Source organism: Rhodococcus sp. 15-649-2-2 (genome assembly GCF_002258645.1).
Classification (GTDB): domain Bacteria; phylum Actinomycetota; class Actinomycetes; order Mycobacteriales; family Mycobacteriaceae; genus Rhodococcoides.
Genome location: NZ_NPFM01000031.1, coordinates 520,755 through 543,922, shown reverse-complemented (window position 1 = coordinate 543,922; position 23,168 = coordinate 520,755). Strand labels below are relative to the sequence as shown.

20 protein-coding genes are annotated in these 23,168 nt (G+C 64.8%); 10 read left to right on the top strand and 10 right to left on the bottom strand.

Going from position 1 to position 23,168, the window contains the following annotated elements; all coding sequences use genetic code 11:
- Complete coding sequence (lexA, locus tag CH305_RS23260) at nucleotides 1-678, bottom strand: transcriptional repressor LexA (RefSeq protein ID WP_032377716.1); 678 nt, start codon at nucleotides 676-678, stop codon at nucleotides 1-3.
- Between the two features lie 394 nt (nucleotides 679-1,072).
- On the opposite strand from lexA, the gene CH305_RS23255 reads away from it, so the two are divergent.
- Nucleotides 1,073-1,468, top strand: coding sequence for a hypothetical protein (locus CH305_RS23255; RefSeq protein ID WP_094704976.1), 396 nt, complete (start codon nucleotides 1,073-1,075; stop codon nucleotides 1,466-1,468).
- 101 nt (nucleotides 1,469-1,569) lie between these two features.
- Nucleotides 1,570-2,034, top strand: coding sequence for a transcriptional regulator NrdR (gene nrdR / locus CH305_RS23250; protein WP_008716872.1), 465 nt, complete (start codon nucleotides 1,570-1,572; stop codon nucleotides 2,032-2,034).
- Between the two features lie 12 nt (nucleotides 2,035-2,046).
- Here nrdR and hrpA read toward each other — a convergent pair whose 3' ends face one another.
- A complete protein-coding gene (gene hrpA / locus CH305_RS23245; RefSeq protein ID WP_094704975.1) occupies nucleotides 2,047-5,943 on the bottom strand; it encodes an ATP-dependent RNA helicase HrpA in 3,897 nt (1,298 codons plus the stop codon).
- 70 nt (nucleotides 5,944-6,013) lie between these two features.
- Between hrpA and CH305_RS23240 the strand changes: the two genes are divergently transcribed.
- Together CH305_RS23240 and CH305_RS23235 are read left to right on the top strand one after the other, a co-directional pair.
- Nucleotides 6,014-6,688: a Pr6Pr family membrane protein gene (locus CH305_RS23240; protein WP_052058490.1), complete on the top strand. Its 675-nt coding sequence runs from the start codon at nucleotides 6,014-6,016 to the stop codon at nucleotides 6,686-6,688.
- Nucleotides 6,689-6,691: 3 nt separating this feature from the next.
- Nucleotides 6,692-7,951, top strand: a complete 1,260-nt coding sequence (locus tag CH305_RS23235) for an aspartate aminotransferase family protein (RefSeq protein ID WP_032377719.1) — start codon at nucleotides 6,692-6,694, stop codon at nucleotides 7,949-7,951.
- On the opposite strand, the gene CH305_RS23230 is transcribed toward CH305_RS23235, so the two are convergent.
- Nucleotides 7,935-8,165 carry a hypothetical protein gene (locus CH305_RS23230; protein WP_032377720.1) on the bottom strand — a complete coding sequence of 77 codons (231 nt, stop codon included), beginning with the start codon at nucleotides 8,163-8,165 and terminating at the stop codon, nucleotides 7,935-7,937. The genes CH305_RS23235 and CH305_RS23230 overlap by 17 nt on opposite strands.
- A 60-nt stretch (nucleotides 8,166-8,225) precedes the next feature.
- On the opposite strand from CH305_RS23230, the gene CH305_RS23225 reads away from it, so the two are divergent.
- Nucleotides 8,226-8,873 carry a hypothetical protein gene (locus CH305_RS23225; RefSeq protein ID WP_032403283.1) on the top strand — a complete coding sequence of 216 codons (648 nt, stop codon included), beginning with the start codon at nucleotides 8,226-8,228 and terminating at the stop codon, nucleotides 8,871-8,873.
- Here CH305_RS23225 and CH305_RS23220 read toward each other — a convergent pair.
- The 5 genes from CH305_RS23220 to sthA form a co-directional block, all read right to left on the bottom strand.
- Nucleotides 8,863-9,537, bottom strand: a complete 675-nt coding sequence (locus CH305_RS23220) for a PhzF family phenazine biosynthesis protein (RefSeq protein ID WP_094704974.1) — start codon at nucleotides 9,535-9,537, stop codon at nucleotides 8,863-8,865. The genes CH305_RS23225 and CH305_RS23220 overlap by 11 nt on opposite strands.
- 12 nt (nucleotides 9,538-9,549) lie before the next feature.
- Nucleotides 9,550-12,066 (bottom strand): RNA helicase, encoded by a 2,517-nt coding sequence (locus CH305_RS23215; protein WP_032377723.1) that lies wholly within the window; start codon nucleotides 12,064-12,066, stop codon nucleotides 9,550-9,552.
- A gap of 70 nt (nucleotides 12,067-12,136) precedes the next feature.
- Entirely contained in the window at nucleotides 12,137-13,177 is a 1,041-nt protein-coding gene (locus CH305_RS23210; RefSeq protein ID WP_032377724.1) for an alpha/beta fold hydrolase, read from the bottom strand.
- 243 nt (nucleotides 13,178-13,420) lie between these two features.
- Nucleotides 13,421-14,365 (bottom strand): proteasome assembly chaperone family protein, encoded by a 945-nt coding sequence (locus CH305_RS23205; RefSeq protein WP_032377725.1) that lies wholly within the window; start codon nucleotides 14,363-14,365, stop codon nucleotides 13,421-13,423.
- Nucleotides 14,366-14,547: 182 nt separating this feature from the next.
- Nucleotides 14,548-15,963, bottom strand: a complete 1,416-nt coding sequence (sthA, locus tag CH305_RS23200) for a Si-specific NAD(P)(+) transhydrogenase (RefSeq protein ID WP_094704973.1) — start codon at nucleotides 15,961-15,963, stop codon at nucleotides 14,548-14,550.
- 164 nt (nucleotides 15,964-16,127) lie between these two features.
- Here sthA and CH305_RS23195 point away from each other — a divergent pair, with 164 nt between their 5' ends.
- The 4 genes from CH305_RS23195 (at nucleotide 16,128) to CH305_RS23180 (ending at nucleotide 19,920) form a co-directional block, all read left to right on the top strand.
- The gene (locus CH305_RS23195; RefSeq protein WP_094705290.1) at nucleotides 16,128-17,213 is read left to right on the top strand and encodes an S-(hydroxymethyl)mycothiol dehydrogenase; all 1,086 of its coding nucleotides are present in this window, start codon (nucleotides 16,128-16,130) and stop codon (nucleotides 17,211-17,213) included.
- Nucleotides 17,210-17,842 carry an MBL fold metallo-hydrolase gene (locus CH305_RS23190; protein WP_094704972.1) on the top strand — a complete coding sequence of 211 codons (633 nt, stop codon included), beginning with the start codon at nucleotides 17,210-17,212 and terminating at the stop codon, nucleotides 17,840-17,842. The genes CH305_RS23195 and CH305_RS23190 overlap by 4 nt, the downstream gene beginning before the upstream one ends.
- A 111-nt stretch (nucleotides 17,843-17,953) precedes the next feature.
- Entirely contained in the window at nucleotides 17,954-18,661 is a 708-nt protein-coding gene (locus tag CH305_RS23185) for a DUF5642 family protein (RefSeq protein ID WP_094704971.1), read from the top strand.
- 149 nt (nucleotides 18,662-18,810) lie between these two features.
- Nucleotides 18,811-19,920 carry a DUF4192 domain-containing protein gene (locus CH305_RS23180; RefSeq protein ID WP_094704970.1) on the top strand — a complete coding sequence of 370 codons (1,110 nt, stop codon included), beginning with the start codon at nucleotides 18,811-18,813 and terminating at the stop codon, nucleotides 19,918-19,920.
- A gap of 16 nt (nucleotides 19,921-19,936) precedes the next feature.
- On the opposite strand, the gene galE is transcribed toward CH305_RS23180, so the two are convergent.
- Complete coding sequence (gene galE, locus CH305_RS23175; RefSeq protein ID WP_032403287.1) at nucleotides 19,937-20,917, bottom strand: UDP-glucose 4-epimerase GalE; 981 nt, start codon at nucleotides 20,915-20,917, stop codon at nucleotides 19,937-19,939.
- Between the two features lie 45 nt (nucleotides 20,918-20,962).
- Nucleotides 20,963-21,649, bottom strand: a complete 687-nt coding sequence (locus CH305_RS23170) for a metal-dependent transcriptional regulator (protein WP_032403288.1) — start codon at nucleotides 21,647-21,649, stop codon at nucleotides 20,963-20,965.
- Between the two features lie 185 nt (nucleotides 21,650-21,834).
- On the opposite strand from CH305_RS23170, the gene CH305_RS23165 reads away from it, so the two are divergent.
- Nucleotides 21,835-23,103, top strand: a complete 1,269-nt coding sequence (locus tag CH305_RS23165; RefSeq protein ID WP_052058623.1) for an acetoin utilization protein AcuC — start codon at nucleotides 21,835-21,837, stop codon at nucleotides 23,101-23,103.
- Nucleotides 23,104-23,168 lie beyond the last annotated feature (65 nt).

Genomic DNA, 23,168 nt, shown 5'->3' with positions numbered 1-23,168 from the left:
CTACAGCTTGCGCATCACGGTGACGACCTTGCCGAGGATGGCAGCGTTGTTACCCGGAATCGGCTCGAACAGCGGGTTGTGCGGCAGCAGCCACACCTCGCCCTTCGACCGCTTGAACGTCTTGACGGTGGCCTCGCCGTCGATCATCGCGGCCACGATGTCTCCGTTGTCGGCCACGGACTGCTGACGGACCACGACCCAGTCACCGTCGCAGATCGCTGCATCGATCATCGACTCGCCGACGACCTTGAGTAGGAACAGCGAACCCTGACCGACCAATTCGCGGGGGAGTGGAAAGACATCCTCGACGGCCTCTTCGGCCAGGATCGGTCCACCGGCTGCGATTCGTCCCAGAACCGGCACGAACGTGGGAGTCGGCAAGCGGTCCTGTTCCTCGGACGAACCGTCGACCGCAGCAGCAGCTTGATCGGCCTGCACCTCGTCGAGGCCGCGAACGTCGACCGCGCGCGGGCGATTGGCGTCACGCCGTAGGAATCCCTTCCGCTCCAGAGTGCGTAACTGATGGGCAACGGACGACGTCGACGTCAGGCCGACGGCGTCACCGATCTCACGAATGCTGGGCGGGTAGCCGCGCTCGGTCACCGAAGCTCGAATGACCTCGAGTACCTTTCGCTGTCGCTCCGTCAGGCCGGCGCTGATGTCGGTGCCGACTTCCATGGCCTTGGGCGTCGGTTCCGCGGCAGGCTTCCCAGCCGCGGCCTTCGCGGGCGCGGAAGCGGTCGTCTTGGAACCCGTCGTCTTGGAACCCGTCGTCTTGGAACCCGTGGTCGACCTCGTCGAGGTCTGGTCCTTCATGCTGTCGGCCTCCTGCTGATGTCCTGGATCCGGTCTGCGTGGTTCGGTCTGCGCGGACTGGAGTTGATGGTGTCGACTCGTGTGGCGTGTGGTTTCTGACACGAATCTAGCGTGTATCAGCTGTTGAATCAAACATCTGTTCGACTCGTGTCGCGTTTTCTGCAGACTTTGTCGGAGCCTCGTGATAGAACTTCGAACAAGCGTCCATCGAACGCCTGATCGAACAATCGATCCAACGAGCGAAGACGAGGTTCCGATGACCATCACCACCGATCGCCCCACCACCGCAGGTGTCCGTACCCGGTCCACTGTCGTCGAGCGTCGTCGCCGTGCTCGTCCCGCGCTGCGGAGTTCAATCGCGACGCGCGGTGCGCGAACGACTCCATGCCTGCCGGTTCTGGAGCCGTCCTGGACCGACGTCACCGACCGGGAGGCCGCCGATCGCGAATTCGACGAGACCTCGGCGCACTTCGACGGCCAGCCGGTCCGGTTGCGATCGCTCGTGCTGTGGGTGCTTGCCGTCGTCGTCGTTGCCGGTGGCCTGATCGGAATCGCGAACCTACGAGCTGCGTCGGCCGACGCAGGGGTGCAGCCGGCGGGTGTGGTCGAGGTTCACGACGGGGCTGTAGTCGAGTATGCGCCCGGTAGATGACCACCGGCCCCATCGCACCCGCCGATGACTGAGTATCCTCGACTGACTGCCCCGACACGTATGTTCGACGTCGGCGCATCGGCTACGACGGAGGCTCCTTCATGCATTGCCCGTTCTGCAGGCATCCCGACTCACGCGTGGTCGATTCGCGTGAAATGGACGAGGGGCAGGCAATTCGGCGTCGTCGCTCCTGCCCGGAATGCGGTCGGCGATTCACGACCGTCGAGGCTGCAGTGCTCGCTGTCGTGAAGCGCAGCGGTGTCACCGAACCGTTCAGCCGTGAGAAGGTCGTCAAGGGGGTGCGCAGGGCGTGCCAGGGCAGAGATGTCGACAACGACGCGTTGAATCTCTTGGCTCAACAGGTGGAAGACGCCATCCGCGCCGCCGGTTCCGCCGAAATTCCCAGCAACGAGGTGGGGTTGGCCATTCTCGGTCCGCTGCGCGACCTCGATGAGGTCGCATATCTGCGGTTCGCGTCCGTGTATCGCTCGTTCAGTTCGGCCGAGGATTTCGAGAAGGAAATACATGAGCTGCGCAAGCACCGAGAGTCTGCCGACATCGACTGACGGTTCCGCACGTCAGCGCGCTTGATCGGAGATCGCCTTCTCGATGCGCTTCTCCGAGACCGGATATGCAGTCCGAATTCCTTGCGCGAACAGCCCTACCCGCAATTCTTCGATCATCCAGAACAACTCCTGCACACCTGCGCTGTTCTTCCGGTTTTCCGGAAGCGAATCGAGCAGCCGTCCGTACGACGCGTAGACGCGGTCGAGTACGTCCATCGCAGCCGCATCACGGCCTGCGCTGCTCGGAAGCGTGGCCAACCTCTTGGTCGCTGCAGCGAGATATCGCGGCAGATCTGCCAGTCTGCGAGAACCGAATTCGGTGACGAAGCCCCGAAAGACCAATCCTTCGAGCTGTTCGCGTACATCCTCGGCGGGCTCACCCGATGCCGTCTGCAATTGGCTCGATACTGCAAGAGCTGCAGTCAATACGGGGCGTACGAGGGCCAGTACCGCCGCGGTGCGCTGTGGAACCTCGGCATTGACCGATGCTCGAAGTTTCTCGAAAGCCTCCGGATCTCGAACAGGTCCACCGTGCGCGTCCATTGCTTCCTCGACCGCGAGAACTCGGCATTCCTCGAGGAGCGCGTCGACACCGCCGTACGGATTCTGGCCGAGGGCAAGGCGTTCGGCAGTCGGGAGACCGGCCAGCAGCGCTTTGGTACCTTTCGGTGCCGTCGACAACAGTAACGTCCGTGTTCCGGAGCGCATCGCTGCTCGCTGTTGGGCGGGGGTGCTCAGGACTCGAACTGCAACGCCCGGTCCTTCGGGCACCAACGCCGGGTACCCGGTGACCTTCTGTCCGCCGACATCACGGGTAACGGTCGACTCCAGTCGGCCCAGAGTGCCCGAGGTCCACGCGAGAGTCGGTGCGCGCTCTGCGTCGCCGACTGCACTCGCAACCTGACGACCGACTTCGCCGGACAATTTGGTGCGCAGAACGGTCAGATCTTTGTTGCTGCCCAATACCTTTCCGGTCGGGTCGACGGCCGCGAAGGTCATCCTCAGGTGGTCGGGCAGCGCCGCGGTGTCGAAGTCCTTCGCGGTGATGTGGCACTGTGCAGCCCGCGACAGCTCGCGCGCCAATGCCGTCACCAGAGTCTCCGCACGAGGTTTCATGACCGCCAACGCCGCGGCGGCGAAATCGGGGGCAGGAACAACGTTGCGGCGCAGAGCTTTCGGGAGCGACTTGATCAGTGCCGTCACCAACTCCGCGCGCATCCCCGGAACCAGCCAATCGAACCCCACCGGCTGAACTTGAGCGAGCAGCGCTATCGGAATTCGTGCGGTGACTCCGTCGGCGGCCGTACCCGGCTCGAACTGGTAGGTCAGCGGAAACTGGATCTCACCCTGTCGCCACGCGTCGGGATACGCGCCGGTGAGCACCGAGGCCGCGTCGGAGTTGACGACTGTGTCCGTCGTGAAGTCCAGCAGGGACGGGTCCTGTCGACGGGCTTTCTTCCACCACGTGTCGAAGTGTCGCGCCGATACCGCTTCCGGGGCGATGCGCGCATCGTAGAAGTCGAACAGTGCGTCGTCGTCGACGACGATGTCGCGCCGCCGAGCACGGTGTTCGAGTTCACCGACGTCGTCCAGTAAAGCCCGGTTCTTGTGGAAGAACGCATGCTGGGTCTTCCATTCGCCCTCCACCAGTGCGTGTCTGATGAACAACTCCCGTGACGCCTCGGCGTCGATGCGGTGGTAGTTCACCGGTCGCTGCGTGACCAGAGGAATGCCGTACAGCGTCACCCGCTCGTACGCCATCGCGGATTCGCGCTTGATGGACCAGTGCGGTTCCGAGTACGTCCGCTTGACCAGGTGCGGTGCGAGCCGCTCGGCCCATTCGGGTTCGATGCGAGCGGCCATCCGGCCCCACAGGCGTCCGGTCTCCACCAGTTCGGCGGCCATGACCCATCGTGGGGGCTTCTTGAAGAGCCCGGACCCGGGGAAGATCGCGAAGTGCGCTCCGCGTGCGCCCAGGAACTCGCGCTTGTCACCCTCCCTGAGTCCGACGTGGGAGAGCAGCCCCGACAGCAGTGATTGGTGCAGAGCGGTTTCGGTGGAGTCGGCATCGGGCACTGTCCAACCGAGTCCGCGAGTGATCTGACGGAGTTGGCCGTGTAGATCCTGCCACTCGCGAATCCGCAGGTAGTGCAGAAATTCGGTGCGGCACATGCGCCGGAACTGGTTGGACGACAGCTCGTTCCGTTGTTCGCGCAGGTACGTCCACAGTTTGACGTAAGCCAGGAAGTCGGAGTTCTCGACTGCGAAGCGGGCGTGTTTTTCGTCCGCAGCCTGCTGATGCTCGGCGGGCCGTTCCCTGACGTCCTGAATCGACAGGGCCGACACCACCACCAGTGCGTCCCGCAGCGACCCGTTGCCGTTGGCCTCGACCAACATTCGCGCCATTCGTGGATCGACCGGCAGAGCCGACAGTTCCCGGCCGATGGGAGTGAGTTCCGCCGTGCCGTCCTTGGTGGCCGGCTTCAGCGCCCCCAATTCTTCGAGCAGGCCGATCCCGTCCCGAATGCTGCGCGGGTCCGGTGGCTCGACGAACGGGAAGGCGTCGATCTTTCCGAGCCCGAGGGCGGTCATCTGCAAAATGACCGACGCCAGGTTGGTGCGCAGGATCTCCGGCTCGGTGAACTGCGGCCGCGACTCGAAGTCCTCTTCCGAGTACAACCGGATGCAGATACCGTCGGCGACGCGGCCGCAGCGGCCGGCTCGCTGCCGCGCCGATGCCTGGGAGATCGGTTCGATGGGTAGTCGTTGCACCTTGGTGCGCAACGAGTATCGAGATATACGAGCCGTGCCGGGATCGACGACGTAGCGAATGCCGGGAACTGTCAACGACGTCTCCGCAACGTTCGTCGAGAGCACCACGCGTCGGCCCGAGTGCGGTGAGAACACCCGATGCTGTTCGGCCGCAGACAATCTCGCGTACAGAGGCACGATCTCGGTGTTACGCAGATTGCGGTCGTTCAAAGCGTCCGCGGTGTCGCGGATCTCGCGTTCACCGGACAGGAACACCAGAATGTCGCCGTCGCCCTCGGCCATCAACTCGTCGACGGCCTGGCAAGTGGCATCGACAGGATCGAGGTCGATCGTGGTGTCACCCGCGTCGACGGTCAGTGGCCGGTAGCGCATTTCGACCGGGAACGTGCGGCCGGACACCTCGATGATCGGAGCGGGTACGCCGCCGCGGGCGAAGTGTTGGGCAAATCGTTCCGGATCGATCGTGGCCGAGGTGATGATGATCTTCAGATCGGGTCGCCGGGGGAGTAACTGCGCGAGGTAACCCAGGATGAAGTCGATGTTGAGGCTGCGCTCGTGGGCCTCGTCGATGATGAGGGTGTCGTACTGGCGAAGCAGTCTGTCTCGCTGGATCTCGGCCAGGAGAATACCGTCGGTCATCAGCTTGACGAGGGTCGAATCCGACGACTGATCGGTGAATCTCACCTTGTAACCGATGGATTCGCCCAGTGGCTCACCGACTTCCTCGGCGATGCGCTCGGCCACCGTACGTGCCGCGAGCCGGCGCGGTTGGGTGTGACCGATCGACCCGCGAATTCCGCGACCGAGTGCGAGACAGATCTTCGGAATCTGGGTGGTCTTACCCGAGCCGGTTTCACCGGCGACGATCACGACCTGATGCTCGGCGATGGCGGCGGAGATGTCGTCCTTACGGAGACTGACCGGAAGCGACTCGGGGAACTCGAGGGTGGGGACCGCTGCTCTGCGATGGGCGACCACGGCTTCGGCGCGAGCGACATCGCGATCGAGGGCTGCGAACGCGTCGTCGGTGCGGGCCTTGTCCAGCCGCCGCCGCAGTCGGTTCTCGTCGCGGATGGTGACGTTCGCCAGACGTGTGGCGAGAGATTTTCGCTGACCGGACGGATTCGAGGTAGACATACTCACACCAGGATATCCGTATCTACGCAACCTTCGTGAATGCCGGCCGCGACTGTGCCAGGATCGCCGAATGGGCATCTCGCACGATGTGACCGCGGAACCACGCACGCCGGTACCGATCAGGACGCTGCGGGTGTTGTTCGCGGCCCTCACCGCCGCGGCGCTCGTCTCGATCGTCGTGAACGGGCTCGGCTCTTCGACGTTCTCGTTGGTCAACTACTTCAGCTACTTCACCGTGATCAGCAACGTCCTGACGGTGCTCGTACTCATGGTGGGCGGCGTGATCGATCCACGGTCTCCGGGTTGGCAGCTCTTTCGCGGAGCAGTGACGCTGTACATGGTGATCACCGGCATCATCTACGCGGTCCTTCTCGCGAACATCGATGTCGGCGTCGCTGATCCGTGGACCAACAACGTGGTGCATCGCATCATGCCCGTGGTCCTTCTGCTCGACTGGATTCTCGCTCCACCGCGGCGGCAGATCTCCGAGTCGCGCAGTCTGACGTGGTTGCTGTTCCCGCTGATCTACGGGGTCTACACCTTGGTCCGTGGACCCGTCGTCGACTGGTACCCCTATCCGTTCCTCGATCCGCGGGCACAGGGATACCTCGCGCTCGCGGTCGGGCTGGTCGTGCTGACCGTCGCTTTCGCGCTGATGGCGCTGGCAGTCAATGCTCTCGGACGGCTCGCAGGACGGTGGAGGTACGGATCGGACTCGATCGAAGCGGACTCCACTACTGTGTAGCGCATGTCTTCCGACCTGGATCCAGCCGCCACCACACACTCCTCTGCGCTGTGGCACGGCTTCGCCGACATGGGCAACGTCACCGCCAACGGGCCGTTCGTCGTGTCGCGAGGCGAGGGCGCGTACATCTTCGACAACAAGGGAACGAAGTATCTCGACGCGACCGCCGGTCTGTGGTTCACCAACGTCGGTCACGGCCGACGCGAGATCGCCGACGCTGTCGCCACCCAGCTGAGCTCGATTGCCCACTACTCGAACTTCGGCGACTTCGTTCCCGAGACCACGCTGGCCCTGGCCGATCGTCTCGCCGCCATCGCACCGGTTCCGGGCAGCAAGATCTTCTTCACCTCGGGTGGATCGGACTCCATCGACACCGCCGCCAAGCTCGCACGCCGCTACTGGGTGGAAATGGGACAGCCGTCCAAGAAGCTGATCGTCGGTCGGCAGAAGGCCTACCACGGCATGCACGTCGCAGGCACCTCGTTGGCCGGCATCCCGGTCAACAAGGAGAACTACGGCGAACTCATGGCCGACGCCAGAACGGTCTCCTGGGATGACGCGAAGTCACTGCTTGCGCTGATCGAGGAGGTCGGCGCGGAAAATGTGGCTGCCTTCTTCTGCGAGCCGGTGATCGGAGCAGGCGGAATCTACTTGCCGCCGGAGGGCTACCTGCGCGAGGTTCGGCAGATCTGCCGCGACAACGACGTCCTGTTCGTGGCCGACGAAGTGGTCACCGGCTTCGGCCGCATCGGCGGTAGCTGGTTCGCATCGACGCGCTTCGAGCTCGAACCCGATCTGATGACGACCGCCAAGGGGCTGACGTCGGGATACGTGCCCATGGGTGCCGTGTTCATCGCCCCGAAGATCGCCGAACCGTTTTTCGCGGGCGGAGTCTGGTGGCGACACGGCTACACCTACGGCGGCCACGCAGGCGCGGCTGCCGCAGCGATGGCCAACCTCGACATCATCGAGCGCGAAGAACTGTTGACGCACTCCAAGCGCATCGAAGCCGCATTGCACACGCACCTCGCGCCGCTCGCCGAGCACGATCGGGTCTCGGAAATCCGCAGCGGCATCGGCGCGGTTGCCGCAGTTCAGCTCGCCGACCCGGCCGAGGCGCTACCGTTCGTCAAAACACTGCGTGCGCATGGGGTTTCGGGCCGCGCCGCCGGTCAGGGTGCGATGCAGATATCGCCTGCCTTCGTCATGACGGACGCCGAGATCGAAGAGCTGGCCTCGCGAATCCTCAGCGCCCTCGGCTGAACCGGAGCTTGTTGCGCAGTTGCTGCCCCCGCGAGAGCGGGGGAGCAGCTGCCGGTTCCGGTTCACCCGAGAGAGCCGCGAACCGCTGGTGTAGCTGATCGCGTACTTCGTTCGGCGCGTAGGCGCGCCGCTTGCGCTCGGACCGCACCACCAGCGCCCCGGTGGCCGCGACACCGGCCATCCCGGCGAGGCCGAGAGCTTTCCACACGTTCATTCGGCAACCGTACCGTCACGACGTGCGGTTGCCGATCCGCCAAGACCTAGGGTGAGAAGCATGAACCCGTCTCGAATCAGCCTCGATACCGCCGTCGATGCCACCAGGACGGGCGACATCTGGATCTTCCGCGGTGAGTCGACAGCCGATCGTGCAATTCAGGCGCTGACCAACAGCCCGGTCAATCACGTCGGAATGGCCGTCGTGATCGACGACCTGCCGCCGCTGATGTGGCACGCAGAACTGGGAAAGTCGTTGCAGGACATGTGGACCGGTAACTTTCAGCGCGGTGTGCAGCTCCACGATCTGCGCGCGGCCGTCACTCAGTGGGCCACGAAGTACCAACAGCGTTGCTGGCTGCGGCAATTGGACGAGACCGTCACGAAGGACCAGGAAGACGCACTGCTGCGCACGATAGCGCGCATGGACGGAACTGCGTTTCCCACCACGGCCGCGCTCGCCGGTCGGTGGTTCCGGGGGCGGGTGCCGACGCTGCGGCGACAACACGAGCAGGACGGACCCACCCTCGAAACCGCCTATTGCGCGGAGGTGGTCGCCATGACCTACGACTCGATGGGATTGCTCACCGGCAACAAGAAGGCAAATTGGTTCGACCCCGGAAAGTTCTGGAGCGGCGACCGACTCCCACTGGCTGCGGGCGTCCGGCTGGGCGAGGAAATCGAAGTGGACGTACCGCTCACACCGTGATCGACGCGTCGGTCACGGTGCGTCCGCCGAGTTCCACCCAGCCGTCGTCGTCGACCGTGGTGCGCAATCGCGAGCCTGCTCCTTGCACGATGAAGAGACCGCGGCCGAGTTCCCCGGTGAGCCGGACGGCGGCGGCGCCGGTCGCCTCGTCCTCGGCGATACCCATCATGGGGGCGAACATGCGCGATCGCAGCGCCCCGTCCTTCTCGTCGGTCCAGGCCCAGACATAGTGGTGCCCACTGTCGTAGGCGCTCGGGTCGTCCGCGGCAACCTCGGCGGCATCGCGAACCTGATGGAACGTGAAGCCCGGAGCCCAGTCGGCGCGGGCGCGAACCCAGGTGTCGTCGCCGTCGTAGCGGATGCTCAACGGCGCGGCGGGAACGGCGAGGGTGGTCACCGGATGACCTTGCTCGCGGAGCCACCAGGACAGTCCCACAGTGGGGTGTCCGGCGAAGGGCAGCTCGACCGCCGGGGTGTAGATGGTTGCCGACGCGGTACCCGGTTCGGTGAGTTCGACGAACACCGTCTCACTGAAGCCGAGATCGGCGGCGAACTGCTGCCGGTCGCTCTCCGCAACGGCGTCGGCGGCGACGATCCCGAGCGGGTTGCCGAACCTGCCGTCGGCATCGGTGAACACACGGACGACGGACACGTCGGTAGCCATGCTTGGACGGTATCAGCCTGCAGTGATCACGATCTCGTCGAACACGATCTCGCCGGCGGCATCGGATTCCGGCACGTCGACGACCGCGTCGAGAGACCAACCGTGGTCCCCGTCCGGATCCTCGAGTACCTGACGCACCGTGGTGGATTCTGCACCGACATTCAGGCTGAACAGTGCAGGACCACGGGCCGAGGGGCCGGTTCCGATCTCGCCGTACTCGGCGAAGAACGGATCCAGTTCTGCTTCCCAATCCGGACCGTCGTCCAGTTCGTCGAGCGCATTCCACTGGCGCCGCGCCGCCAGATCGACTCGACGGAAAATTGCGTTGCGGGCCAGCACCCGAAATGCCCTGGGATTGGCCGAGATCGGACGCGGCGCGTCGGATCCGTATGCCTCGACGAGGGCTTCGGGCTCGGCACCGGGGTCGGTCAGGTTCTCCCACTCGTCGAGCAGGCTCGAATCCACCTGTCGGACGAGTTCGCCCAGCCATTCGGTGATGTCCTGGACCTCCTCCGTTCGAGATTCCGGCGGAACCGTCTGGCGCAGTGTGCGATAGGCGTCGGCGAGATAGCGCAGCACCAGTCCCTCCGATCGCATCAGACCGTAGTGACTGATCAGCTCGGCGAAGGTCATCGCTCGCTCGACCATGTCGCGTACGACGGACTTGGGCGAGAGCCCGATCTCGGAGAGCCAGGGGTGGGTGCCGCGGTAGATCTCGAACGCCGGAACCAGCAGTTCTGCAAGTGGTTTCGGCCAGGTGACCTCCTCGAGCAACTCCATTCTCTCGTCGTATTCGATGCCGTCGGCCTTCATCTGCGAGACCGCCTCACCGCGCGCAGCATGCTGCTGAGCCATCAGGATCTGGCGAGGATCGTCGAGCGTCGATTCGATGATCGACACAACATCCAGTGCGTGGGTCGGTGACTCGACGTCGAGAAGTTCGAAGGATGCGACCGCGAAGGTGGACAGCGGCTGGTTCAGTGCGAAATCCGGTTGTAGGTCCACGGTCAGCCGAGCGTGCCGACCGTCGGCGTCCGGCTCCTCGAGTTGCTCGACGATGCCCGCGTCGACCAACCCCCGATACAGCGAGAGCGCACGCAGAATGTGTTTGCGTTGAGCGGGCCGGGTCTCGTGGTTGTCTTCGAGCAGGTGGCGCATGGCGTAGAAGCAATTGCCCGGCCGCGCAATGACATTGAGCAGCATTGCGTTGCTCACCGAGAACCGGGAGGTGAGCGGCTCGGGGCTCGCTGCGATGATCCGCTCGAACGTCGGCTCTCCCCACGAGACGAAACCGTCGGGTGCCTTCTTGCGCTGCACTCGCTTGAGCTTCTTGGGATCGTCGCCTGCCTTGGCCACCAGCCGCGCATTCTCGATGTCGTGCTCCGGGGCCTCGACGACGACCGTACCGAGCGTGTCGTATCCCGCTCGGCCCGCGCGGCCTGCGATCTGATGGAACTCGCGGGCCCGTAGCTTGCGGGTCCTGATGCCGTCGTACTTGGTGAGTCCGGTGAACAGCACTGTCCGAATGGGAACGTTGATACCCACGCCCAGTGTGTCGGTCCCACAGATCACCTTCAGCAGGCCGTCCTGCGCGAGCTTCTCGACCAAGCGCCGATACTTGGGCAGCATGCCGGCGTGGTGCACGCCGATGCCGTGTCGGACCAGCCTCGAGAGAGTCTTGCCGAATCCGGTGGTGAACCGGAAGTTGCCGATGGCCTCTGCGATCTCGGCTTTCTCCTGTTTGGACGCGACGTTGACGCTCGTCAATGCCTGAGCGCGTTCGAGAGCCGAAGCCTGAGTGAAATGCACGACGTACACCGGCGCGAGGTGCGTCTGCACCAGTTCTTCGATGGTCTCGCTGATCGGAGTCGTGACGTAGGAGAACATCAACGGAACCGGCCGCTCGGTGCCGGAGACGACCGTTGTGGTTCGCCCGGTGCGCCTGGTCAGATCGTCTCGGAAGAACGACACGTCGCCCAACGTCGCCGACATCAACAGGAACTGAGCGTGCGGCAGCTCGATCAACGGAACCTGCCAGGCCCACCCTCGATCCGGTTCGGAGTAATAGTGGAACTCGTCCATGATCACCTGGCCGATGTCCGAGCCGGCACCCTGGCGCAAGGCGAGGTTCGCCACGATCTCGGCCGTGGCGCAGATGATCGGGGCTCCGGAATTGACGGAGGCGTCGCCGGTCATCATGCCGACGTTCTGGGCACCGAAGATCTCGCACAGGGCGAAGAACTTCTCACTGACCAGTGCCTTGATCGGCGCGGTGTAGAAGCTACGAATGCCTGCGGCCATCGCGGCGTAATGAGCCCCGATGGCCACCATCGACTTGCCCGAGCCGGTGGGGGTCGCGAGGATGACGTTGGAGCCGGAGACCAGCTCGATGAGGGCTTCCTCTTGCGCGGGATAGAGGGTCAGACCTCGATCGGCGGTCCAGCTGGTGAAGGTGTCGAACAGGACGTCCGGGTCGACGCCGTCGGAATTCTCGGCGGAGACATCGGGAATCAGTTCGGTGAGGAGCACCTCTACAGGCTATGTGGGATCTGCCGTCCGTCCCGCATCGACACCGAGCGTCCGCGGCCGAGGCGACGCGTCAGGTCGCGCTGCGCTCGTCCGAACCCATGGCACCGAGAACGGCCATCCGAGTGCTGGCGCTTCCGGTGATCATGTCCTCACCGACGCCGGTGATGAGCAGATTCCGCCACCGCACCTCGTCGAAGGTCAGCGACGGGGTCGAGTCGATGAAGTCTTCCACCACCTGCAGGAAGCGCATGGGGTCGTCACGGAACGGGAAATGTCCGGAGTTCTCGAACACTTCCAGAGTCGAGCCCGGCATGGCCGAGTGGGCGAGGCGCGCGTGACTCACCGGAATGACGGAATCCTGATCACCCCAGACGAGCAGGACGGGCAGGTTCTCGGTGAGATAACAGCGGTCCAGCATCGTGACCACCTGACCTCGCCAGTCCACCACAGCGCGCAGGGTCCGCAGATACGCCTCGTATGTGGTCGGTGCAGGCAGCTCGCTCAACACCCGAATCAGATCCGGGGTGTCGTGCAGCAGTGAACCGGGTCGAAGCGGTGAGCTGTGCAGCTTGCTGAGTACCCCGCCGGCCAGCTTGACCGCGGGTATCGCGCCCGGTAGACGGAGTAGCTTGACGGCCTCGCTCAAAAAGGGCATCGACGCGAGACGAAGAATGGGGTGCACGTCCTTGGTGACGCCGCCGGAGGACACCAGCGCCAGCCTGTCGACCATGTTGGGAAACTGGTAGGCGAACTGCATCGCAACGCCACCACCGAGTGAATGACCGATGACGGTGACGTGCTCGATGCCGAGAACCGAGAGCAGGTCGCGCATACCGTTCGCATACGCGGCGACGGAGTAATCCGCGCGGGGCTTGTCCGAACGTCCGTGTCCCAGAAGATCCGGCGCAATCACGGTGTAGTTCTTCGCGAGGTGCGGAATCACCTCGTTCCACGTCTCGGAGTTGTCGCCGATCCCATGGATCAACAACACCACCGGGCCCTCACCGGCCATGCGAAACGCTCGCCGATAGCCGTGAATGGTCCGGAAGATCAGCCGTGGTTCTTCGTCGGGAACCGGGCGGAGCTTGCGACTGCGCGGAGTGGTAGCCATCTGCGCCTCCTGACATTCCCTGGTGCGCCGCACGCGCGACGCAGTACGGCGTCGCCGTGTACGAGTGTTCTGACGGTACATACCGGAGTACGTGTCGCTACGACTCTCGCACGAGATGACGTTCGGGGCAGAACATCGAGCGTATTTGCGGTTACAGGTATGTTTCGATCCGCTCCCGCTGTCCGATTCGACCGTTGGTACGACTACACGTTGTGACTACTCACACTGTCGCTAGGTGTTGTATCACTGCCGGTCGGTGTCGTCGCCCTCGTCGAGGCCGGCCTGTTCGGCCAGGAATCGCTCGAATTCGGCACCGAGCTCGTCCCCGCTCGGCAGCGGCTCGTCACCGGCCAGCAACGTCGACTGCTGCTCCTGTGCGGCGACGTACGTGTCGTACTGACGCTCGAGCGCCTGCACCACCGACTGCACCTCGTCGTTTCCGGTGATGTGCTCGTTCACCTGCTCGCGAACTCGCGCCGCAGCCTCGCCGAGTGCTGCGAGCGGAAGATCGAGCTCAGCGGCCTCGCTGACGTTCTCGAGCAGGGTCTCGGCTGCGCCTGGGTAGTCCGTCTGGGCGAGGTAATGCGGGACGTGCACCGAGAAGCCCATCGACTCGTGGCCGTGCTGAGCCATCCGAAGCTCGAGCAGCGAGGACGCACTTCCGGGCACCTGTAGGTCGCCCGCCCAGCTGTTGCCTTCCTTGACCAGCTCCCGATCACTGGCATGCGCCGTGACCCCGAGTGGGCGTGTGTGCGGAATCGCCATCGGGATGGAGCCGAGACCGATGGTGCGCCGCACACCGAGCTGCTCGGCGAGGAGGCGGACGGCGGTGGTGAATTTCTCCCACCGCAGATCCGGCTCCATTCCGGCCAGAAGCAGGAATGGTGTCCCGGCCCGGTCCTTGACTGCGTAGAGATTCAACTCGGGAGCGTCGTAGTCCGAGAAGTGGTCGGATTTGAACGTCATCGTCGGACGACGAGACCGGTAGTCGATCAACTCGTCGACGTCGAACGATGCCACCAGTTCGGATTCGAGGCTCTCGCGCAGATGGGTCGTCGCCAACTTCACGGCGTGACCGGCGTCGGAGAATCCCTCCAGGCCGTGCACGAGGACGGGTCCGACGCCGTCGTCGGAGAAGATTTGCGGTGCCGGAAATTCCAGCTCGTACATCTTCGACTGTTCGGTCATGGCCGGGCCCCTTTCGGATCGACTCGTCGGTACCTCGATGCGAGATCCGGGTCAGAATACGCCGACCCTCCGTATGCACCGTGTACACGCCGACGTCGAACGTGGCGAATCACTGATGGAAAGAACAACCGGACGGCCGTCGTTCATTCCCCAGTGGTCGTCGGGGTTCCGAGTGAGGCCCATCAGCGGTCGAAGTTGGCCAGCGCTCGGATCTTGTTGGTGACATCGAGCGCGGCAACCTTGTACGCCTCGGACAGCGTCGGGTAGTTGAACACGGCGTCGACGAGATAATCGACGGTACCGCCGCATCCCATGACTGCCTGTCCGATGTGCACCAGATCCGTCGCACCGGACCCGAAGATGTGCACACCGAGAATCGACCGGTCTTCGGTGGAGACGAGCAACTTAAACATTCCGTACGAGTCGCCGGCAATCTGGCCGCGGGCCAGTTCGCGATACCTCGACACTCCCACCTCGTAGGGAATCGACCCCTTCGTCAGATCGACCTCCGTTGCACCGACATAGGACACTTCCGGGATCGAGTAGATGCCGATGGGCTGAAGGTCGGTCAGTTTGGCGCTCGACTCACCGAACGCGTGATACGCCGCCAGCCTGCCCTGGTCCATCGACGTCGCGGCCAGCGCCGGGAACCCGATGACATCGCCGACCGCATAGATGTGATCGACCTTGGTCTGGAAATGCTCGTCGACGAAGATGCGGCCGCGCGCGTCCGCCTCGAGTCCAGCGTTCTCGAGTTCGAGCGCCGTGGTCAATCCCTGGCGCCCGGCCGAGTACATCACCGTCTCCGCCGGAATGCGCTTGCCGCTCGCGAGCGTGGTGACGGTACCGTTCGGGCCGACGTCGACCGCGGTGACCGCTTCGCCGAATCTGAACGTCACGGCGAGGTCGCGGAGATGGAACTGCAACGACTCGATGATCTCGCGATCACAGAAGTCGAGCATCGAATCGCGCTTCTCGACGACCGTGACCTTGGTGCCGAGGGCTGCGAACATCGAGGCGTACTCGATCCCGATCACGCCTGCTCCGACGACCACCATCGAAGCCGGGATGAACTCGAGATTGAGTATTCCGTCGGAGTCGAGTACCCGGTAGTCGTCGAACGCGACGTCCACGGGACGCGCAGGCGCGGTTCCGGTGGCGATCACCACGTTGGCGGCTGTCACGGTGATGCGCTCGCCTCGCGACTCGTCCTCGATCGCGATGGTGTGCGCATCGACGAACCTGCCGATACCGGTGATCAGTTCGATGCGGTTGCGCAGCAGCTGCGAGCGCACCGTCTCGATCTCCCTGCCGATGACGTGCTGGGTGCGAGCGAGGAGATCGGCCGGAGTGATGTCTGCCTTGACTCGATAGCTCGCCCCGTACAGCTCACGTTGGTTCATGCCCGTGAGGTACAGGACGGCCTCGCGCAGCGTCTTGGACGGGATGGTTCCGGTATTGACGCAGACCCCGCCGAGCATGTGTCCCTTCTCCACGATCGCCACTCGCTTGCCGAGCTTCGCAGCCGCGATGGCCGCCTTCTGGCCGCCGGGGCCGGAGCCGATGACCACCAGGTCGTACTCCATGGGTTCAGACATTGCTCATAGGTACCGGGCGCACGCAAAGACTGCGTGCCCACCCGGTCACAACCTTGTGAACTCCACGGTTCGGGGCGTCGAACCCATGCAGATGTCGCCACGTGACGATGCGTTGTGCGAGGCTGAACAGAGCACGAAACACCCGATTTTCAGTGGAGGAACACATGCCGCAGCAGGTCCGCGCCGTCGTCGCCAAGAGCAAGGGCGCACCCGTCTCGATCGAGACGATCACCATCCCCGATCCCGGCCCCAACGAGGTCGTCGTGAAAATCCAGGCCTGCGGGGTGTGCCACACCGACCTGCACTACCGCGAAGGTGGCATCAACGACGAATTCCCGTTCCTGCTCGGACACGAAGCCGCCGGCATCGTCGAGACCGTCGGCGACCGCGTCGAGCACGTCGAGGTCGGCGACTTCGTCGTCCTGAACTGGCGCGCGGTCTGTGGGGAATGCCGGGCCTGCAAACGCGGCACCCCGTGGTACTGCTTCGACACCCACAACGCCGCGCAGAAGATGACCCTCGACGACGGCACCGAGCTGACTCCCGCCTTGGGGATCGGTGCGTTCGCCGAGAAGACCCTCGTCCACGAAGGACAGTGCACCAAGGTCGCTGCCGACGCCGATCCTGCGGTCGTCGGGCTGCTCGGCTGCGGGGTGATGGCCGGGCTGGGGGCGGCGATGAACACCGGCCACGTCTCACGCGGGGATTCGGTCGCGGTCATCGGCTGCGGCGGTGTCGGTGACGCCGCGATCGCCGGAGCGCGTCTGGCGGGGGCGTCGACGATCATCGCGGTCGACCGTGACAAGGGAAAACTCGACTGGGCCCTCGAACTCGGGGCCACCCACACCGTCGACTCCTCGGTTCTCGACGCCGTCGAGGCCATCCAAGAGCTCACCGGGGGTTTCGGTGCCGATGTGGTCATCGACGCCGTCGGCCGCCCCGAGACCTGGAAGCAGGCCTTCTACGCGCGTGATCTGGCCGGCACCGTCGTGCTCGTCGGGGTGCCGACCCCGGAGATGACCCTCGAGATGCCGTTGATCGACTTCTTCTCCCGCGGCGGATCGCTGAAGTCGTCCTGGTACGGCGACTGCCTACCCGAACGCGACTTCCCGCAGTTGGTGGACCTGTACCAGCAGGGCCGGTTGCCGCTCGAGAAGTTCGTCACCGAACGCATCACCCTCGACGACGTCGAGGCCGCGTTCGACAAGATGCATCAGGGCACCGTGCTGCGGTCGGTCGTGGTCCTGTGAGCGGGACGTTTCGTGTCCAGAACGTCGTCACGTCAGGAACGTTCAGCCTCGACGGCGGCACCTGGGATGTCGAGAACAACATCTGGCTGATCGGCGACGACGACGAGGTGGTGATCGTCGACGCCGCCCACACCGCTGCACCGATCGTCGACGCCGTCGCCGGCCGCACGGTCAAAGCCGTCATCTGCACGCACGGACACAACGACCACGTGACAGTGGCACCCGAGCTCGCCGACACCCTGGATGCGCCGATTCTGCTGCATCCCGCCGACGACATGCTGTGGGAGCAGACCCACCCGGGTGTCGGTCACACGCTTCTCGAGGACGGTCAGCGCGTCACCGTCGCGGGAACCGACATCGTGGCGCTGCACACCCCGGGGCATTCACCCGGATCGACGTGCCTGTATCTGCCCGAAGCGGGGGAATTGTTCAGCGGCGACACCTTGTTCTCCGGCGGTCCGGGAGCCACCGGACGATCGTTCTCGGATTTCCCGACCATCATCGGGTCGATCCGCGACCGATTGTTCGCGCTGCCCGCCGACACCCGAGTCAACACCGGACACGGTGACGGAACCCGTATCGGCGACGAAGCACCACACCTCGAGGAATGGATCGCCCGCGGCAGCTGAATTCCGACACCGCGGTAGGTCGCCTGCCGCATTCGAGGTGGTCGGAATGAGACAGTGGTGGGACGCCGGAGCGTGTGCTGCGGCGTCCCATCGACCCGAAGAGGACGTCTTGTGAGCCCCGCCGCACGCAGAACCCGCCTGTCCATCGCCGCGACCTCGGCAGCGATCGCAGCTCTTGTGCTGGTCGGTTGCAGCTCCACCGTCACGGGAACCCCCGAACCCAGCGCCGGCGGTACCATGTCGTCGCAGCCGGGAACGGATCTGAACACGCTGCTCATCGACGCGTCGAGTTTTCCGGCACCGTACGACGCCCTGGTGTTGCCTCAGCAGGCCATCTCGCAGGCGGCCCCCGACCTCAGCGGAATACCGGCCGGAGCCGAGGTCAGCCCGGCCGGGTGCAAGCCGGCCGATCAGGATTTCGGCCCCACCGGCACGGCCATGATCGTCGGCACCGACAACGACAGCCGGTCGACCATCTCCATCGAATTGACAGCAGTCGACGAGCCGCTCTCGACCCGAATGGAGCAGCTCGAACAGTGCGGCGAGGTGACGGCCACCAAATCGGGCGCAACCTCGACGGTGACGTCCACGTTGACCCCTGCACCTCCGATCGATGCGGACGACACCTTGGCCGTCCGGCAGACGGTGGCGTCGGGAGCCGGTGGCGACGCGGTCACTCAGTCGATGCTGACGCTGATGGCACAGATCGACAACGTGCGGGTGTCGGCCACCTTCATGTCGTTCGGTTCCGAGACGCCCGACGCGATGACGCTGGACGAGCTCTTCACCGCGGCGGTGCAGAAGGTCAAGCAGGGGTGACGCGCGCCTAGCAGGAGGGGCCGACAGAATCGGCCCACAACTGCGCGTGCGGGACGGTTCGTCCACAGAAGGCTCGTTCTCCACAGGGCAGTACGGAAGCCCAGCTCACGCTGCGTTCCCCGACGAGAGCGCCGCGAGAATTTCGGGTCATGTACACACCGACGAATTCTCACGACAACTTCCACTCTCGCCGCGTGCTACTCGGCGATGCCAGCGATCTGATGGCAGCGGTACCTGCGATGCTCGGCTTCCATCCACACCGTTCCATCGTGCTCATCGCGGTGAAGGACGGCGGCGCGACCGTCGGTCCCACGATGCGTCACGACCTGGTGCTGGCAGGTGAGCACATCGATCGACGCGCCGGCAGCGGCACCCGGGCTACACCGGAGATGCTCGACGTCATCGGCTATCTGGCCGGCTACTGCGCCTCGGAGAACGTCCCCGCCGTCATTGCGGTGTTCGTCGACGACCGACTCGACCGGACCGTCAGAGGTGCGCACCTGCTCGACGTCGAGGCTGTGGTGGGGGAGCTGGTCACCACCCTTGCGGCGTTCGGGATAGAGCTCAGTGCGGCCCTTGCGACGGCGGAGATCGCCGATTCCGCTGTGTGGTGGTCGGTGTCCGGGCCGCAGCGGCACGGCCGAATATCCGATCCGTCGACGTCGCCGCTGACCGTCGCCCGCGTTCTCGACGGCTACTCGGTACGACGGTCGAGGCGCGAGTTGGCCGAGACCATCGCGCCGGGCCCCGAGGGCACGGTACGGGCCGTGGCCGCCGAAATCGCGCGCCTCGGTCGCCGCGGACGTTCTGGCACCGATGAGTTGACGGCCGTCCTGTCGTACGTCGCGCGGGCCCCGTACGACACAGAACTGGACCCGGTCGACATTGCTCGGATCGCGGTCGCGATCCGCGCGGTTCAGGTTCGCGACGCGTTGCTTGCCTTGACTCTCGGCGACGATGCGGGGTTTGTCGAGGAATTCTGGGCGATGATCTCCCGTGTACTTCCACGGCGCGAGAGAGCCATCGCTGCAACGCTTCTGGCGTTCAGTGCGTACGTTCGCGGCGACGGACCGATGGCCCGTATCGCGATCGATGCGGCCCTGGAAGCGGACGAGAAATACAGCCTGGCGCGATTGCTGGACAGATCGCTCAGTGCCGGTGCCGGCCCGGAACTGGTTCGCGAAGTCGCCGAGAGTGGATTCGCGTGCGCGCGTGCATGCGGCGTTCGGTTACCCGGCGATCCGTTCGGTCGACGCTGACGGCGCTGTGAGCGCGTCAGTGTGCGGCGTGGGAACGATCGCCGAGCTGTTGCAGAAAGGCCCAGGCGTCGGCGACGATTCGATCGAGATCGGTCAGCTCCGGCGACCATTTCAGCTCCTCCATCGCTCGTGCACTGGAGGCGATGAGAACGGCAGGATCGCCCGCGCGTCGGGGAGCGTGTTCGACGGTGATGGGCAGGCCGGTGACCCTCTCGCAGGACGAGATGACCTCGTGTACGGAGAATCCGGTACCGCTACCGAGGTTGTAGATGGTGTGCTCACCCGGCTGCGCCGCGTCGACCGCAAGGATGTGCGCCTCGGCGAGGTCCGCGACGTGGATGTAGTCCCGGACTGCGGTGCCGTCGGGGGTGGGCCAGTCGGTGCCGAACACCGAGATTTTCTCGCGTTGCCCGAGCGCAACCTGCAGCACGAGCGGAATCAGATGGGTCTCGACAACGCGATTCTCACCGAAGCCGTTGTAGGCACCGGCGACGTTGAAGTAACGGAGGCTGGTGGCGGCGAGACCGTACGCCGACGCATAGGACGTGATCGCGTGGTCGATCGCGAGCTTGGTGGCACCGTAGGGATTGGTCGGCCGGGTAGGAGCGTCCTCGGTGATCGGTGTCTTCTCGGGTTCGCCGTAAGTGGCAGCGGTCGAGGAGAACACCAGTTTCGGAGTTCCGGAAGCCCGCATCGCGTCGAGCAGGGCCAGCGTGGTGACCACGTTGCCGCTCCAGTACTTGTCGGGTGCGACCACCGACTCGCCCACGAGCGACTGCGCGGCGAAGTGCAGTACGGCGTCGAACCCGCCGCCGTTCAGCACCTCCGCGGCAACGTCTCTGACGTCACCCTCTACGAACGTGGCACCACCGGGCACAGCGTCCCGGTTCCCGGTGGACAGGTTGTCCACGACGACGACGTCGTGGCCGCGCTCGAGGAGCACGGCTGCACAGACACTGCCGACGTATCCCGCACCACCGGTAACCAGAAGCTTCACTGTTGCTCTCCCTCACACGCTTGCGGCACCGCCGGCAGTGTGAGGTCAGACCCTCTTCACCTGGACGGCGTGTGCCATTTCATCGGATATGTCGACACCGCTGTGCCCTGGCACGGTGATCGTGACGGACCCGGGCTTGGCTTCGACTGTAACCCGAGCATCGGGAACAACGCCCGCTTCACGAAGCTGCGCGATCACCTCGGGGTCGGACTGAACATGCTCGGCCAGACGGCGTACGACCACTGCGGTCGGCTGGCCGACCGGCACATCGGTGAGACGGATGAGAGCCTCGGGAGCAAGGGTCGACTGACCGAGACCGAGCTCGGCCAATCCCGGGATGGGGTTTCCGTACGGCGAGGTGGTCGGGTTGTTCAGCACGGTGACCAGACGACGTTCGACTTCCTCGCTCATCACGTGCTCCCAACGGCACGCCTCGGCGTGTACGTCTTCCCAGCGCAGGCCGATGATGTCCACCAGCAGTCGCTCCGCCAAGCGGTGCTTGCGCATGACGGCGACCGCCAGACTGCGACCCTTCTCGGTCAGCTCCAGGTGCCGGTCTCCCGCGACGGACAACAAGCCGTCGCGCTCCATCCGCGCGACAGTTTGGCTGACGGTGGGACCACTTTGTTCGAGCCGCTCGGCGATTCGCGCGCGGAGCGGAATCACACCCTCTTCTTCCAAATCGTAGATCGTCCGGAGGTACATCTCCGTGGTGTCGACCAGATCCTTCACACTCAACCCCTTCGTCGGGCTCGATCCTACCGTCAGCGCCCCGAAATCGGCGCTGCACCCAACCGGCACGGGCGCGGCGCACCACAACGGCGCTCGTCGATTCCCGTGGCTTCTCACAGGGGGACATACGGCACAACACCGGAACCGTGCCACACCATTCCACCCGACAACGTAGTTTTGTCCGTATGTCTGACAAGGCGACACGCGCCGCCGAGTACATCCCGAACCGCCCCGAGGACATCGTCGTGTGGAGCGAGGACTACCTCGGCTACCGGTGGAGCGACGACCACCCGATGAACCCCACTCGACTCGATCTGACCATGGCACTCGCCACCGACATCGGAGTGCTCGCGGGAGTCGAACTCGTCGAGCCCGCTGCCGCCCCGGATTCCGAGCTGCTGCGATTTCACACCAGCGCCTACATCGAGGCGGTCAAACAGGCACCGTCGCAGGGCCCGGCTCTGCGTGACCCCGACGACGTCGTCCACGGGCTCGGTTCCGACGACAACCCGGTGTTTCCGCAGATGCACGAGGCGAGCGCCATGCTGGCCGGCGGTTCGTTGGCCGCAGCCCGCGAGATCGCGTCGGGTCGTGCCCGCCGCGCGGTGAGTATCGGTGGCGGCATGCACCATGCCATGGCCGACTGGGCCTCGGGCTTCTGCGTCTACAACGATGCCGCGATCGCCATCTCGTGGTTGCTGGACAACGGATTCGACAGAATCGCCTACATCGACGTCGACGCCCATCACGGTGACGGCGTCCAGGCAGCATTCCTCGGTGACCCCCGCGTACTCACCGTCTCCCTGCACCAACATCCAGCCACGTTGTGGCCGAACACCGGTTGGTCGACCGAGGTGGGAACCGAACGCGGCGAAGGAACCTCGATCAACGTCCCGTTGCTGCCGGGCACCGCGGATCGGTTGTGGTTGCGCGCGTTCCATGCGATCGTGCCCGGTGCCGTCGGGGCGTTCCGGCCCCAGATCATCGTCAGCCAATGCGGTGTGGACAGCCACCGCGAGGATCCCCTCGCGGATCTCGCCCTGACCGTCGACGGTCAGAATGCTGCGTTCCTGGCCATGCGCGATCTCGCCGACAAGCACTGCGAGGGCAGATGGTTGGCCGTCGGCGGCGGCGGATACGGCCTCGTACGTGTGGTTCCGCGGGCGTGGACGTACCTCATCGCCGCCGCGCTCGGCCGCGAGATCGATCCGACGTCAGCGCTGCCGGACACCTGGCGTGACCGAGTGCGGACGATGGCTCCGAGTGTCGATCTCCCGCAGACCATGGGTGACGGGGGAGACGTGGACTATCCCGCCTGGGACGGACCCGGTGGGTCTCTCGCCGGAACCGACGGCACCGACCGGGCGCTCGAACGCGTCGACTCGGCGATCACAGCCACCCGCCGGGCAGTGTTCCCGCTGCTCGGCCTCGATCCGGAGGACCCGCGTGACTGATCGGACCGGCACTTCGTCGTCGAACTCCCCGTCCGACGAACCTGCCGCGGAGCCCAGCGCGCAGG

What these genes read in the sequence shown, in the direction of transcription:
- lexA (WP_032377716.1), bottom strand. Translation starts at nt 678, where the DNA reads ATGGAAGTCGGCACCGACATCAGCGCCGGCCTGACGGAGCGACAGCGA.
- CH305_RS23255 (WP_094704976.1), top strand. Translation starts at nt 1,073, where the DNA reads ATGACCATCACCACCGATCGCCCCACCACCGCAGGTGTCCGTACCCGG.
- nrdR (WP_008716872.1), top strand. Translation starts at nt 1,570, where the DNA reads ATGCATTGCCCGTTCTGCAGGCATCCCGACTCACGCGTGGTCGATTCG.
- hrpA (WP_094704975.1), bottom strand. Translation starts at nt 5,943, where the DNA reads ATGTCTACCTCGAATCCGTCCGGTCAGCGAAAATCTCTCGCCACACGT.
- CH305_RS23240 (WP_052058490.1), top strand. Translation starts at nt 6,014, where the DNA reads ATGGGCATCTCGCACGATGTGACCGCGGAACCACGCACGCCGGTACCG.
- CH305_RS23235 (WP_032377719.1), top strand. Translation starts at nt 6,692, where the DNA reads ATGTCTTCCGACCTGGATCCAGCCGCCACCACACACTCCTCTGCGCTG.
- CH305_RS23230 (WP_032377720.1), bottom strand. Translation starts at nt 8,165, where the DNA reads ATGAACGTGTGGAAAGCTCTCGGCCTCGCCGGGATGGCCGGTGTCGCG.
- CH305_RS23225 (WP_032403283.1), top strand. Translation starts at nt 8,226, where the DNA reads ATGAACCCGTCTCGAATCAGCCTCGATACCGCCGTCGATGCCACCAGG.
- CH305_RS23220 (WP_094704974.1), bottom strand. Translation starts at nt 9,537, where the DNA reads ATGGCTACCGACGTGTCCGTCGTCCGTGTGTTCACCGATGCCGACGGC.
- CH305_RS23210 (WP_032377724.1), bottom strand. Translation starts at nt 13,177, where the DNA reads ATGGCTACCACTCCGCGCAGTCGCAAGCTCCGCCCGGTTCCCGACGAA.
- CH305_RS23205 (WP_032377725.1), bottom strand. Translation starts at nt 14,365, where the DNA reads ATGACCGAACAGTCGAAGATGTACGAGCTGGAATTTCCGGCACCGCAA.
- sthA (WP_094704973.1), bottom strand. Translation starts at nt 15,963, where the DNA reads ATGTCTGAACCCATGGAGTACGACCTGGTGGTCATCGGCTCCGGCCCC.
- CH305_RS23195 (WP_094705290.1), top strand. Translation starts at nt 16,128, where the DNA reads ATGCCGCAGCAGGTCCGCGCCGTCGTCGCCAAGAGCAAGGGCGCACCC.
- CH305_RS23180 (WP_094704970.1), top strand. Translation starts at nt 18,811, where the DNA reads ATGTACACACCGACGAATTCTCACGACAACTTCCACTCTCGCCGCGTG.
- CH305_RS23165 (WP_052058623.1), top strand. Translation starts at nt 21,835, where the DNA reads ATGTCTGACAAGGCGACACGCGCCGCCGAGTACATCCCGAACCGCCCC.